The organism is Parabacteroides acidifaciens (assembly GCF_003363715.1).
In the GTDB taxonomy this organism is placed as follows: domain Bacteria; phylum Bacteroidota; class Bacteroidia; order Bacteroidales; family Tannerellaceae; genus Parabacteroides; species Parabacteroides acidifaciens.
The window spans coordinates 176,048-191,284 of the sequence record NZ_QREV01000001.1; the positions used below are offsets into that span (position 1 = coordinate 176,048).

Below are 15,237 nucleotides of genomic sequence, written 5' to 3' on the forward strand. Positions count from 1 at the left end.
GTATGAACACGAACAGAACATATCGGAATTTTAGTGCATTGGCCTTGACAGTCTTCGTGTCTGTCTTCCTGTTGTCTTGCATCAGAGAGTATATAGATGAATGCAGGACATACCTCGAGTTTATCTACGACCATAATATGGAGTACACAGACTCTTTTGATCCGCATGTCGGCTCCGTCGACCTGTTTATCTTCGATGCGCAGGATAAATACCTGTTCACTATGCAATCTTCGCAGGAAGAACTTATTGGAAACAAAAGAATGCCTTTTGGCTACAACCTCCCTTTCGGGAAATATAAGATATTGACAGTCGGCGGACTCTCCGACAACTTCCGTGTCACAGGAAAAAACGGAAGCCGGCTTATTCCCGGAGAAACAACGCCATACGAAACACAAATAGCACTGGCGCGTAACTCGAATACCGTTTCCCATGAATTTCCTCCGTTATGGATCGGGACAACAAAGGAAATCGATTACCAGGCAAATGAGACCGTTCATCCCATACACCTCATAAAAGCAACCAATCTTTTCAATCTGGTGTTGGCAAGTTCGGACTACGGACAAGAGACAAAGGCCGATACGAATGCTGCCGCCTATACGTTCGAGATCACTACTCCCGAAGGCGCAGTCTACGGACATGACAACAGCCCGAAAAATAAAGAAACAGTGAAGTACACCCCCTATTCCCTGACAGCCGGCGATGCCGCATCCGGAGCAATAGCGGAAGCCCATATTAATACCGGGCGGTTACTTCATGAAGAAGAATATGATTACCGGCTCACCGTCTGCAGTACGGAAACCGGAAAGGTCGTATGGGATTACGACCTGATGAAATTATTGGAACATACCAAGCCCGCTTCGCGCCCTGACGGCAACCCGTTGCCCATGCAGGAATATCTGGACAGACAAAGCGAATGGCATATTGTAGTTATATATAAAGGAGATGAGCCGGGTGGTCCTGAGAACTTTGTCGCTGTCAAAGTGATTGTCAACGACTGGATAATATGGCTCAACGATATAGGAATTTGAATATTTGAAAAAGGAATTTTATGAAAACGATATTGAACCTGATATACATAGTTATTGCGACCATAACCCTTTATGCTTGCACAGCAGAGCACGCAATAGGCGAACCTGTCCTGCAAGATACAAAGGGGATGATGGCTATAAATATCATTACAGGCGATGTGCAGGTCGATGAGTATGTATATTCCGCCCGCTTTATTGTGTTCGATAACGTATCGACTTATCCCACTGTCGATATCAACCAAATGGTAATACTGGACAAAAACAACGTCTGGTCATTCAATACCTATTTGAAAGTTCGCCATAACCAGGACAAAGCGCTCATCGTCATCCTGAACGAACCGGATGCATTAACCAGGACATTAGAGTCGGTAAGCTCTCCTTACGATCTGAACACGATAAAATTCCAAATGGCAGATATTTTCAATCAAAACCATACAGCTATCGGGACAAAGGGAATACCGATGACGGGCATCGTCCATAACATCTCCATAACAGAAAGTCATGCAAACGAAAACAGCGCCCTTGCACAAGAATTAAGAGTCGAACGTGCAGTCGCACGGGTCGATATTTGGTTCAAAACCTATCCGTGGTTTGAAGCAGCTGTTACAGAGAATACTAAAATCACCTTGTCGAGGTCATATGACGAAGGCTATCTGGTTGGTCCCGACATATTTTTCGGTTCCGATATGCAGACTGTCATACCCAATAAGGAGGTTGTCTGGCAGCATACGGGAGTTCCTTTGAAAATCGGGTATGAAGCAAAACGATATTGTTCTTTCTATACACCGGAGAGAACCTGCGACGCGGCAAACCATAACGATAAACTAATCTTGACCATTGAAGGCATAGACACCGAAGAAGGACAAAGAAGAGCCGTTACGACCTTGTTGGACTTTACCGATATGACCAACTTAGAACCCCTGACCATGCGAGAGGTAAGGCGTAACTATGTCTATAAAACAATCGCAAATATACATAGAGAAAAGATAGAGTTTTACACCACTATCAGTCCATGGACAAATGTCAAGCAAGACGTTATTATCGATCCGCAATATTTCCTGACCGTGAGTGAAGATAACCTCTACTTGCCGAATTACCAAGACAGAGCCGATGTGATTGCCATAACCAATTATGACCATAGCGATCGGAATTACCCGGATGGCATCTGTATTGGAGAAACACGATATTATACCAAAACAGGCGAACCGGTCACCGACACCAACAGCCTTTTATATGGTTGGCTGCGGGTAGCTCTTGACGAGAAGGAGGGCTATCTCCGCCGGGAAATAGAATACTCGAATATGCAAGAGATAAAAATTCCAGAGCATAACGGTTGCTATGCAATAGCAGAAGTCAAAGCCGGCAACCTGACAAAGCTGATCAGGATCAACCGCTAAAATGATTTATAATTAAATACATATAACAGTATGAAACAATATAATATCCTGACAAGAATAATAAGCGCAATCATCCTTTTGCTGTGCATAATGGGATGTACCGACGAGTCCATAATCAGTGGCGTTATACCGACAGAAAATAAAATAACGGTAAAAATGACTATGCCCGGCTTGGAAATCCCTATGCTGACCCGTTCAGGTGAAGATAGAATTTGGGAAAGAAAAATTGAGGAGGTAGACCTGATGTTCTTCGACGATTCATCTCCAAGCGAATTAATCAAACACGTTCATATCAATCAATTTTCAGAGGAAACATGGGGTGATGATCACTTCATCTTATTCCATTTGGCATTAGGAGAAAATGAAGATCTCAGCCATGCCCGCACCGTTGTCACAGTTGCCAACGCTCATGACAAAGTAATGGATGTATTAGGACAATATCCTCCCAAGAGTATATCCAAAACAGATTTATTGGATAATCTGATATTCCAGAGTTCCGGTCAATGGGACACTTCCGCCCTGATACCAATGTATGGAGAAACATATGTATATGGCATCTATAAAGGAGTACCGGTACCCAATATCGAAATGAAACGTATGCTGGCGCGAATTGATGTAGAAAACAAGGTAAACGGAAGTATTTTCAAATTGGAAAAAATCCACTTGGCAAACTACCGTACAAGCGGATTTATCGCCCCCGCCTGGAGCCATCATACCGGACTGATAATCGGAGAATGGGAGCATACATATCCTTATTCGAGAAATATGGACCCGATGGTTCCGTCGGGCTTTACTGTAAATCCCCCTATCGAATACAGCTATTCGCAGTACGATAATCTCCCGGGACCGCTAATGGAAGGACTAATATATACATACGAAGCTCCAAAAGCTACTCCAAATGAAAAAGTATGCCTTGTGTTGGAAGGTCTTTATAAGGGAGTGCGCACCTATTACCGTGTCGATTTCACTTCCGACCGGGAGGCGCATGAAGATTATGAAGTCTTTCGCGGAGACGATGTCCCGTTATATCGCAACCATAAATATGTCGTAGCGATTACCGCTGCCGAAGGAATCGGTTATCCGAGTTTTAATGAGGCAATTAAGGCCTCATCCGTACTGTCGAACCTGAAGACCTCCATCCTGATTGTGGATATGGCAGGAATAAATAACATTGTTTACGACGGGCAATACTTCATGGGAACCGAAAAAAAGGTAATCGACGTGCCCTGGAAGACAAGCAAAGAATTAAAGGTCAAGATTGTTTCTGATTATCAAGGTAGCTGGGAAGCTGAAATCCTCGACCCGGAAAAAGCATACTGGCTAAAGTTTGCAAACGGTACGACTTCCGACAGAGGCGAGAATCTCTCCGGCTTGGACCTTCTTGTGGCAGAGTCTACCCCTCCTCTTGAAGATTGTTATGCAACCGGCCAAGTCGTATTCTCTACCGGAAGACTCCGCGATACCCTTACTATCCGAAGAGTCACATTGGCAGAAATGTTTGCACACAGTAATATTATGATTATCGACAAGAGTTTGACATTCGCCACTTCGGATATAGATAGAGAGAGACTTAGGCCGACTGCGCAAGGAGTACTCTTCAAATGGGGATCGCTTTATCCGATCAGACCGGCCGGCAATCCTTACGAATCGCACAAATACGAGAGGTGGGAGGATATACCCTATGCCCACTGGAGTTTCAATTTCACGACAACTCCGACAAATAACAAAGATGCCGATGCATTCAAAACATATAACAATAACCTGGGTTTCAAAAAGGAAGCCGATATTGGCGATATATGCCGCTATATTTCAAGCCAAAAGACCTGGGGCGGAGGCAAATGGCGTTTGCCGACTAATGAGGAGCTAAGGTCACTGCTTGCAGAAACGACAAAAGACCCTCATATATATCGTTTTGGTAAATTCGGAAATATAACGAATGGCCTCAACAATGCGGCCGACAGTGTGTTTTTCAATATAGTCATGACAGGTACTTTTACTTATTTGAGCGGATTACAATTAGGAATCACAGCAAAAGACCATGTTAATGATACAAATTATCCGCCCGCCGGATCTATTATGCTTCCGGCTTCCGGTGGCCGGTATTTAGACGGCGAAGTTCAATATATTGGAGAGATAGGCGTTTACTGGTCTTCAACACCCGGCATTAATAATGAGACCGTCAGTTGCCTTCATTTCAAGCATGATGAGATTGAGTTTTACGATATAAACCGTTCATGTGCATTTCCGGTCCGCTGTGTCAGGGACTATTGATTGACGCATACGATTTTTCCAGCATCCGCGCCTGGAAATTTATTCCGTATTTCTCCGCTCCTGTCCCATATTTTCCCGGACAGGGGCGGTTTTTTTTCGGACGGGAATAAAAAAAGGGGCACGAGGGGCACGTTAAAAGGCTTTTTCCGTAACTTTTATAAATATACAAGACGAGATATACTCTTCTGTAGCATATCTCGTCTCGCGTTATGATAAATGTTTAGAAAAAGGCCTTTTAACGTGCCCCTCGTGCCCCTTTTTACTAAAATGGAATAGATAAATTTGAGTCAGTATGCTCTTTTTCAACAGTTTGACTAATCTCGTCTTTCGGCAGTGTTTCGTCTGTAAATCCCATCTGACGGGCCTAAACCGGGTCAAAAGTCATCTCTATGACCGCAAAAAGGCGTCTGACGTTCCGCTTTAACTGTTCAAAATCGCCCCTTTTTAGCATCTTGCCCAGGTTATTTACGTTCAGATTAGTGATCTACAGACGTGTTTTTCGACTAATTTGGCCCATATTTCACTGCTCGAGAGATATAATGGCGCATCGAAACAAAAAGTGTATATTTGCAACAAAATATACAAATATGACCGCAAATAACAAGCAAATGTATCGCTTTCACTTTCTGGCAATCCTTACCGTTATAATATGGGGTACTACTTTTGTCTCGACTAAAGTGCTTATAGGCAACGGACTGACGCCGGTCGAAATTCTCCTCTACCGCTTTGCACTGGCGTACGCCGGTATCTGGTTCTTCTGCCCGCGTAAGCTGCTGGCCAAATCCTGGCGGGACGAACTGCTCTTTCTCGGGTTAGGGCTTTGTGGAGGTTCCCTTTATTTTATTGCCGAGAACACGGCGTTAGGGATTACCCTTGCGTCGAATGTGTCGCTGATTATCTGTACAACCCCTATCCTGACCGCTCTCCTTTCACGCCTGTTCAATAAAGGGGAACGGCTGAAAAGGCATTTGATATATGGTTCCCTGATGGCTCTGCTCGGAGTGGCGCTTGTCGTTTTCAACGGCAGCTTTATCCTGCAAATTAACCCGCTGGGCGATATGTTGACCTTATTGGCTGCCCTGATGTGGGCATTCTACGGGTTAATACTGAAACGGCTGGGAAACCGGTATCCGACTCTTTTTGTCACCCGGAAAGTATTCTTTTACGGAATCATCACCCTGATTCCCGTCCTGATAATCTCTCCTATCCATCCGCAAATGGAAGTACTGACAGCGCCTGCCGTTATCGGAAACTTGCTGTTCCTTGGCGTTATCGCTTCCCTGCTCTGCTATATCATGTGGAACACCGCCGTGAAAGAATTAGGGGTTGTCCGCACGACAAATTATATTTATGTCGTTCCCTTAGTCACCCTTCTGACTTCGGCCATCGTCATCGATGAAACCATTACGGTGATTGCGCTAATCGGTTCCGCTTTCATCCTTTCGGGTGTATATGTAGCAGAGAAAGGATTCACACTGCGGCGAAATAGCTGACAAAAAAAGGGGATATGTCAAAAGTCCCTTGTCCCCGCGCTTGACGCGGGGCCGCAAAAGAACAGGCCTTATCAATCAGTTGTTTATACGGTCGGTTTTAATGCGATCCCGCGTCAAGCGCGGGAACAAGGCTGTTTTGACACATCCTCTTTTTTATATATTATTGCAACCGACGAAGCCCCACAGCCTTGTTATATTGGGCAAGGGAAGCTTTCTGCTGGTACCAGGTTTGGATCAGGCTGCTGTAGGACTGAATCCAGGAGAGTTGGGCAGAAAGCACGTCGAGGATCGGAAGTTTACCTTCGTTGTAACTGAATGTATTCAGGTCGAGGTTTTCTTCGGCAATCTGGCAGGCTTCTTCGGCCATATTGATCTGCTTGGTATTCTCCGTCAGGCTGGTCCAGGAGTTGGCCACTTCCTGCGAAATCTGGTCGCGGGTGTTGTCCATTGCATATTCCTTACTGCGCAGGATCGCTTTCTGCGAATTGACTTCCTTGAAACGGGCGCCCCAACGGAACAAAGGTATCTTCAACGAGGCAAATACGGCGGGTGTCCAAAGCTGGTCGGAACCTTTTACATTCAGCATCGGAGTACCCCAGGTTCCCTGGAAACCGATTGCCAGTGTCGGGTTGTATTTAGCTTTTGACAAATTGATCTGCCGCTTCTGGTACTCGATATTCAGTTTGGAGATCATAAAATCCGGACGGTTTTCCAAAGCAGCCTCCTCTCCTATATGCAACGGTAAAGGCTGAACCTTTGTGATGGAATCGGCTATATCCACCGGAGTCATAGGAGGAAGCCCCATAAGAATATTCAAGTTTTGCAGAGCAATCTGGTAATCCTTATATGCAGAACTTTTATTCAACTCGGCTTCTTTCAGGCGAGATTGAACTTGCAGCAGGTCTGTCTTACTGATCTGTCCGTCCTCAAAACGGGTAGTCAAGACATTCGCAAGCGTTTGCACAATATCAACATACTGGCACATCACGTCGTACATACCTTTACGGGCAGCGGCAGACCAATAGTTCAAGTCGGCGGCATAAATAACATTATCCGTCGTCAGTTCTTCGGCCTCGGAAGCGATCTGTCCCTGGACCTGGGCAGCTTTGTAGTTATTGTAAATCTGTCCGCCGGCATAGATCGGCTGGCTTACCGTAGCTCCCAGGCTATAGGTGTTATGGTCCATTTCAACTGCCATCCCCGGTCCGAAATCAAGATCATACTTGTTGATACGGTATTGGTAACTGCCGGAGAAGTCCACAGCCGGGAAGAACCCCGTTTTTGCAGCCTTTACAGCCTGTTGCATCGCAATGCGTTCTTCGGCACTTTGTTTTATCTGGCGGCTATATTCAAGCACTTTCTGCTTGTAGTCTGCTACTGTGATGGGCTTTTCCTGTGCTCCCACAGACAAAGCCCCCAACAGCATACAACCGATAATTATTTTATTTCTCATATTATTCCGATTTAATCTTAAAGAATATACAATAGGTCACCGGAAGGACGAAGATGGTCAGGACTGTCGAGATAAACAAACCTCCCATAATCGTAGCAGCCATACCGGCAAACATGGCGTCGCCCAACAACGGCAACATACCTAAAATCGTCGTACCCGAAGCCATCGTCACCGGAACGATACGCGTCTTGGTAGCCTCGATGACAGCATTCACCGGCGCCAGGCCACTGTTGAGCTGCAAGCCGATTTCGTCCACCAGCACGATCGCATTCTTGATGTTCATACCGATCAAGCCCAGCAAGCCCAACATGGCAAAGAAGTCGAGCGATTTGCCGAACACCAGCAATCCCAATACCACACCGATAAAGATCAACGGCAACATACACATGATCAGCACCGGTTTCCGGTAGAATTTCGGGAAGAGGAACAACAGGGTAATGTAGATCAAACCGAACATCAACGGGATGTTGGCAGCGATCGCCTTGTTTCCTTTATCCTGTTCGGACTGTTCACCGAAGTATTGCAGTTTATAGCCTTCGGGCACCTGTACTTCCTGCTGTATCTGTTGCCACAACTGGCTGAAGGCGGCCATCGTATTGGCTCCGCGTTTCGGTTCGCACTGCATCATCATATAACGCTGGCGGTTATAACGCTTGACAACACTGAACTCGTAATCGAGTGAGAAATCGTCAATCACCTGTTCCACTTTTACGGAACGCCCTTTGGCGCTGTAAACCGGAAGCGTTTTAAGATCGTTCAGGTTCATGGAGTCGCGATCGGCATCTTTCATCAGGATCGGCATAAAGACGTCTCCTTCGCGGTATTCGCCCAGCGGCACACCGTTCGTGGCCGAACGGAGCGAATAGGCCATCTGCTGGCGCGTAATACCCAAGCGAAGCCCCTTCTCCTGCGAGTATAAGGGTTTCCATACCGGGACTTTATTTCCCCAGCTATTACGCACTTCCATCACCATATCGTTCTTGCGTGCTATCTCCTGTGCCCGTTGCGTCAAAGCTACCAACGTGTCGATATTGTCACCCACAAAGCCGATTTCAATAGCGGCATCCGGTACGGGAGACAAAGCGAACAGGGCTGAACGGGTCAGGATGTCCGGATAGTTGGCAACCATATATTCATAGAACTTGCTTTCCTCGCTTTGCGCATCCTTGGCATCCTTCGTTTCGATCAGCACGTTGGCAAAGTTCGGCTTCGGACCGATAGAAGAACTTGCCAGATAGTAACGGACCGGAGAGCCTCCCAAAGTGAACGAATAGGACTTGATCTTATCATTATTCTTCAGATAGTCCTCAATCTTAATCACGTTCTTCTCCACATCATCGATGCCATATCCTTCCGGGAAAATCAGGTCGGCACGGAAATAGGGCTTGCTCATGATCGGGAAGAAGCTCTGCGGCATGATGCTCATGATAAACAGAGACAGGAACAAGGTTGCGACAACCGAAGTAAGCGTGACATAACGGCGTTTGATCAAACGGCTCAATACCTTCTCGAACTTATGGTACAGTTTGGTATCGTACGGATCTTTGGATTCGCCCGGCTTTGCCTCTTTCAGGATGAAATTACCGAAAGTAGTCGTCTGTGTCAAAGCCAACACCCAGCTTAACCCCAGAGAGACAGCCAAGACGATAAACAACGGTTTCACGATCTCGGCAACCGAAGCCGGAGCCAGATACATCGGCAGGAAAGAGCAAACGGCGATAAAGGTTGCGCCAAGCAGCGCCCACTGCGGTTTTGTCGCACCGTCGACCAAAGCCTGGTAACGGGAAAGACCGCGTTTGATGCCGACCTGTGCATTATCTGTCACCACAATCGCATTATCCACCAACATACCCATCGCGATAATAAAGGCAGCAAGCGAAGTTCGGTTCAGCCCGACGCCCCAGATCAACATGATCAGCAACGTACCGCCTACCGAGAAAAGCAACGAGCTTCCCACCAACATACCGGCCCGGGAGCCCATCACAAGGAAAATAATCACGATTACGATCAGCAACGATTCGATCAGGTTCAGGATAAAACCGTTGTTCGCCTCGTCGGCAATCTGGTTTTCCGGATAGATCGTTTTCATCTCCATGCCGATCGGGAAAAGCTGCTCCATCTCTTTCAGATGGTCGGCAACAGCATTACCGACAGCCACTACGTCATCCTTTGCACCTGTAGCCACACCGATACCGATAGCCCGTTTACCGTCCACACGCATCAGGTTGGAAGGCGGATCCATATAGCCGCGTTCGATAGTGGCGATATCGCCCAAACGGACTTCACTGCCTCCCTTAGTCACGATCAGCTGGTCGCGGATATCCTGTATGCTTTTATAAGTACCTTCGGCACGTACACGAAGCTGGTAAGTTCCCGTCAGGATCTCACCGGTATTGACCAAGAGGTTTTGTGTCTGGAGAACCTGCTGGATCGAATTGGGATCGATTCCCAGGTTTGCCAGCTTGGGGACGGAGATACGGACATTTACAACCTGTGTCTGTTCGGCAAACAGATAAACTTTCTGTACACCGGGGATAGGAGTCAACTCCGTTTTGATCTTCTGCGCCCAGTCGCGCATATCGTCGTAGGTAAAACCATCGTCGGCCGTCAAGGCATAATAGATACCGAACACATCCCCGAAGTCGTCACTCACATTAATGGCGGAAGCTCCACTCGGGAGGCGGGGTTGTATGTTGGCTACTTTACGGCGCAACTCGTCCCACTTGACGGGCATATAATCCGGCGACAGGGTCGGTTGCAGTTCGATCGAGATTTTCGACATGCCGAAATAAGATTCAGACTTGATCTGAAAAACATCAGACATGGACTGAATTTCCCGTTCGATAGGTTCCGTTATCAATTTCTCTACCTCTAAAGGAGTGGCGCCCGGATATTGCGTAACCAAAACAGCCTGTTTGATTACAAAGGGCGAGTCCTCCTTCTTCGGTAATTTGAAGAAAGAATATATACCTCCTATCAGCATCACTGCCAAAAAGAAGTATATAATCTTCTTATTCTCTAAGGAATATTTTGGAAGATTCATTGTTTATCAGCTTAATCTGTTAATACTTTTACCTGTTGTCCGTCTACCAGGCGGGTAGCCCCGGCCGAGACAACCTGGTCGCCGGCTTTCAGCCCTTCGGTAATGACAACATTGTCTTTCCCGACCAGTTCGACTTCCTTAATCTGGCGACGTTCCACTTTCTGCGTCTGGCTGTTGTAGACGAAGACATACTTATCTTGGTTCTCTTCGTTGGCAACAATTGCGGAAAGCGGCACCAATACGGCTCCTTCGTTAAAGCTTTCGCTTTCGATATGCAGAACCACACGGCAGGAAAAGCCGACAGCCACTTTATATTTCTTCAGATTAAACTCCGGATCATCTATGTACAGAAATACCGGAACACCGGAACCGTCGGGAGAAGCTTCCACGTATTCTTTTACCTTCGCTTTGAAACGGACGCCTTTGTAGTTGTCAAACTCTACATATATATTATAAGGCGTAGAGAAATAAGTGATGTTCGTCTCCGGCATCGTAAACTGCACTTGCAGCTTGTTCGGATTGATCAGGCAGACAATTCCCTGCCCGGCCTGTACCTTTTGATAGTTTTCCACATATTTCTTCTGGATGAAACCATCGAAAGGTGCACGCAGTTTCGTTTGTTCCAATTGGTTCTGGGCATACTCGAAGGCTGCTTTGGCGTTTGAATAAGAGGCTTCGGTCGTTTCATATTCCTGCTTGGAAATAGCCTGTTTGGAAAGCAACTTCTTGGCACGCTGCAATTGTGCTTCGGCCGTTTGAAAAGAAGCTTTCTTTGCTTCATATTCCCATTTGAAGTCTTGCGGGTCGATTTCGGCGACAATCTGTCCCGTACGGACTTTCTGCCCTTCGTCTACATTCAGCGAGATCAGCGGTCCGGACATCTTAAAGGCCAGGTCACTGAACTGGTCCGGCGAAACCACGCCGCTAAACGACTTTTCCACAACATTCAAAGAGGTCACTTCCGCCAGTTTCACCGGACGGGGACCTTGCTCCTTCACCGGCGGCTGACTACATGACATCAATGCTGCCAATACAAAAACGGGGATTAATTTACCATTCATGATAACTTGCATTTAGTTATTTGTTATTACTATTTATAATCTGATTTGTAATTGCATAACTCTGGTTTATTATGCCATAGTTATACAACATCCTTTTAAATTCTATTGTTCCGATTCACATCGGATTTCAAAAAGACCAACTGTCCCAATCGACAGTCCGTTCCATTTCTTTTTCCTCTCCATCGGGGATGGATGGGAAAAAGTCGATACCTGTTACCCTCTCAACGCTATCGATAGGAATTGCCATCGATTTCAACGAGTTTTCTTTATAGTCCCTATTTTCGAAAAGGAAAGCGATACCTTTATAACCGCTTCCCGTATGATAACATAATACTTTATAAAATGATTTAGGTATGGCTACCCTGTTTTTACCCAAACGTTTCATATCGTCTGTCATGACCGGGCCTGTAACGATCAGCAACGAACCGTTGTCCATCGCCCATAAACGGCACTGTTCTTCCAGGTCTTTCCAGATTCCCCGGTTCAGTTTCGGCTTTTGAGGACAGATATTACTCAGGTAGAAAGATTCACGCATGGCCTTTTCCGACCATTTCATATCGCCTGCCGGAGCCAGATGCCCCCGGTCATAGCCCGTACGTGAATAGTCTTCATTCGTCGCAGTCGCCCCTTTCACTAAGGGGTCGGGGACGAACTTGTTCGAACGTTCCGTCTTCCGGCTTTTGGCTTCCGTAGCGGTCAGCTCGTAAGCCACCCAGTTTGCAATACGATATTCGGAATTATAAGACACAGTGTATCCTTCATGCTTGATTACCTGCTCCTGGCGTTTTGCCTTCAGGCGGGGAATCTCAGTATTGGCAGGGATTTTAAATGTCTTTGTGGAAGTAGCAACCGGAGCTTTACCGGCCGGTGTCTTTTTGGGCGTTTGCTGTTTCGGCGTATCCTGCTTTGGCTTGGCTACAGGTTTCTTGGCTGGGATAGCAGTCCGTTCCTTCTTTTCCTCCACTGCCGGCTTTTGATTTGCGACAGCAAAGTAGTCATAAATAAACAGTACCCCCATCAAACAAGCAACCACGATAAAGGCACCGATAAACACCCGCTTCACCGTTGAAAGGAAAGCCGAAGTCTTTTGAGTCTTTTTTCGCGGTTTTCTTACACTCTTTCTTTTTGCCATTTCTCTTGATAAACCGATTCCTATTGGGCGCAAAAGTAGGCAATATCAATATTCTACACAATATCAAGAGAATAATTGTATTGGTCTGTATTGTTATAAAAAGTGCCCCGATTAAAAGGGGCACCTTCATTTATAACGTCCGGGATGAAATTGTCAATGTATGTTCTCCCGCTTCCAACCGCTTCACTTTCCCCTTTGAGACAGGGACTTCGGCGGTTGTTCCTGCCGGGACGGACAGTGTCATCCGAATCTTGCTGCCTTTCCGGTTCAAGGAAACCTGTATTTTACCGTAATGGGTGTCAACCGTTGCAGATGCTTCGGTCAGGGTTCCCATCTGCGGGCAGACTTTGAACGAACGGAAACCGGGTGAGGTCGGTTCTATGCCACATACTTTCTGGCTCAAGAGGGTAAGCGGCCCTCCACTCCAAGCATGATTAGTCGTTCCGCCTCCGAAACCATCCGGACCAATCCCCCAACCTTCGAATAAGGTGGTGCAATCAGGATACTGGTCGATCATCTTGGCATAACGCTGCCGGGTGCGTTCAAGGGCAAATGCCGGTTCATTCATCTGGAAAAGCGCTTCGAGCACATACTTCTCCATATAAGGGCTGGCATGGTATTCCTTTTTCAGCACCTTCACCAATGCCGGGTATTTATCGGCGGAAGCCAGGCCGGAAACAACAGCCATCGCCTGTGCACGGTCGTCCGTCTCACCCTTATAGCCGGGAGAGCGGTAGGCGGTTCCTGTCCAGAACTTCGTATCGAAACATTTCTCTATGCTGTACATCATACGGCTTATGTCTTCAGCATCGGCCGTCTTACCCAATTGAAGGGCAAAAGCCTTTTCGGCTTTCAGCGCCAGGTAATACCAGCAGTTCGTGAGGACGCCCATATCGATATCTTCGCCCCAGTCGCCCCAACTCCAGTCGCCGTCGCGCTCGATAGCCAGGCCGCTCTTGTCGACCTGCCAAACCTGGTGCAGATAACGGTGCAGGCGGTCGTAGATACCGGCAACGAAACTACTGTCGCCACTATAATAATACTGCGTATAGAAACCATACCAGCCGACAGATGCCAACATCTGCAAAGGCAATTCCTTCCGCCAGTTTCCGGCAGGCGAAGGAGCGAAAATCACGCCATCCTCCCGTTGCCAGTTCATCAGCTCATGGATACCCTTCAGTGCCATTTTATGGCTGGACGGGGAAAGAGCATAGAAGGCTTCGCCTAACTCATTCACTTCATCGCCCCACCATTGTGCACGCTCGCGATCCGGACAGTCCATATAGCTGTCGCGCATCGTTATGTACAAGGTACGTGCCGAACGCTTCCACAGTTCATTCATAAACGGATCGTTACACTGGAAAGAACCGGTGAACTCCGTATTGTAGCCCGTCTCCCGGAACTTCACATCGAGCACCTTCACCCCTTCCGGCAGGATATACCGCATCTCGTGCCCATTCATCCAACCATAGCTCTCGTATTCCTGGACACCGTCGCGGGTGATATATTCGGCACGGACATTGTTCGCGCTGCCTCCTTCATAATTATCGGTCAGGATATGGACCGTCTTACCCGCCGGAGCTTCCACTTTCAGATAAGGCGTCACCTGGCAGTTATAAGGCAGGCGACAATAAAGCGTATCGCCGGCAGCCGACTTACGGACATCGACATACGGCTTCAGGCCATAGTCTTTAAACAACGGGATCGGACGTTCCACCAGCTTACCTAACGGCGCCACTCCTACCTCGGAAATCACGACGGCAACCCCCATCCTGCCCTTATAACCCGGCTGGTTCCAACCGGTCAATTCCATCCGTGCATCAAAACGGATATTACTTTCCGGCAAACGGTAGTTCGGGAAAGGAGCTTCCGTATTCTGATACGCATCATAGAGGGAACAGAACCAACTTGCATCGGACACGATCTCCACACCCGGCGCAATGGCTTCAAACAGCAGGGCGGCCAGCCCGCTGTTTACATGACTGAACCCGCTCTTACCGAAATGCCAGACCAGAACGGCTATCGTATTCTCACCGGCAGTCAGGTAGGGAGCGATCTCCACCGAATCATAATAAGTATCGTACAGAGACGGACCGCGCTTCAACCCACCTTCGAACACAACCAGCTTGCCATTGATCCACAGCCAGTATTTGCTATCGGCGGCAATATGGGCGGTAAGCGTCTGCGGCACCTTCTCTATATCGACGGTCTTACGGTACGCTAACCAGGTGTTTGCGGCACTCTGGCAACGCTCCGTATTGATCCAACGGGCTTTCCAGTCGGACTTGGCCTGAGCGGAGGCGAAGCATCCGATCAACAGCAGTATCAGAAAGTATTTTTTCATCGTATTCTTATTTAT

At 47.3% G+C, this 15,237-nt stretch carries 9 protein-coding genes; 4 read left to right on the plus strand and 5 right to left on the minus strand.

What is annotated here, in order from left to right; translation table 11 throughout:
* Positions 1-2: 2 nt before the first annotated feature.
* From DWU89_RS00730 to DWU89_RS00745, 4 genes are all read left to right on the plus strand, one after another.
* Complete coding sequence (locus DWU89_RS00730; protein WP_115497778.1) at positions 3-1,028, plus strand: FimB/Mfa2 family fimbrial subunit; 1,026 nt, start codon at positions 3-5, stop codon at positions 1,026-1,028.
* A 20-nt stretch (positions 1,029-1,048) separates the two neighbouring features.
* A complete protein-coding gene (locus tag DWU89_RS00735) occupies positions 1,049-2,425 on the plus strand; it encodes a hypothetical protein (protein ID WP_115497779.1) in 1,377 nt (458 codons plus the stop codon).
* Positions 2,426-2,455: 30 nt separating this feature from the next.
* The gene (locus DWU89_RS00740; protein ID WP_115497780.1) at positions 2,456-4,696 is read left to right on the plus strand and encodes a fibrobacter succinogenes major paralogous domain-containing protein; all 2,241 of its coding nucleotides are present in this window, start codon (positions 2,456-2,458) and stop codon (positions 4,694-4,696) included.
* 587 nt (positions 4,697-5,283) lie between these two features.
* The gene (locus DWU89_RS00745; RefSeq protein WP_115497781.1) at positions 5,284-6,189 is read left to right on the plus strand and encodes a DMT family transporter; all 906 of its coding nucleotides are present in this window, start codon (positions 5,284-5,286) and stop codon (positions 6,187-6,189) included.
* 160 nt (positions 6,190-6,349) lie between these two features.
* Here DWU89_RS00745 and DWU89_RS00750 read toward each other — a convergent pair whose 3' ends face one another.
* The 5 genes from DWU89_RS00750 to DWU89_RS00770 all read right to left on the minus strand — a co-directional run bounded on the left by DWU89_RS00750 (position 6,350) and on the right by DWU89_RS00770 (position 15,222).
* Positions 6,350-7,642, minus strand: coding sequence for a TolC family protein (locus DWU89_RS00750; protein ID WP_115497782.1), 1,293 nt, complete (start codon positions 7,640-7,642; stop codon positions 6,350-6,352).
* A 1-nt stretch (position 7,643) separates the two neighbouring features.
* A complete protein-coding gene (locus DWU89_RS00755) occupies positions 7,644-10,685 on the minus strand; it encodes an efflux RND transporter permease subunit (RefSeq protein WP_115497783.1) in 3,042 nt (1,013 codons plus the stop codon).
* Positions 10,686-10,696: 11 nt separating this feature from the next.
* Positions 10,697-11,746 carry an efflux RND transporter periplasmic adaptor subunit gene (locus tag DWU89_RS00760; RefSeq protein ID WP_115497814.1) on the minus strand — a complete coding sequence of 350 codons (1,050 nt, stop codon included), beginning with the start codon at positions 11,744-11,746 and terminating at the stop codon, positions 10,697-10,699.
* A gap of 127 nt (positions 11,747-11,873) precedes the next feature.
* The gene (locus tag DWU89_RS00765) at positions 11,874-12,878 is read right to left on the minus strand and encodes a DNA/RNA non-specific endonuclease (protein WP_115497784.1); all 1,005 of its coding nucleotides are present in this window, start codon (positions 12,876-12,878) and stop codon (positions 11,874-11,876) included.
* A gap of 130 nt (positions 12,879-13,008) precedes the next feature.
* Positions 13,009-15,222: an alpha-L-rhamnosidase-related protein gene (locus DWU89_RS00770; protein WP_115497785.1), complete on the minus strand. Its 2,214-nt coding sequence runs from the start codon at positions 15,220-15,222 to the stop codon at positions 13,009-13,011.
* Positions 15,223-15,237 lie beyond the last annotated feature (15 nt).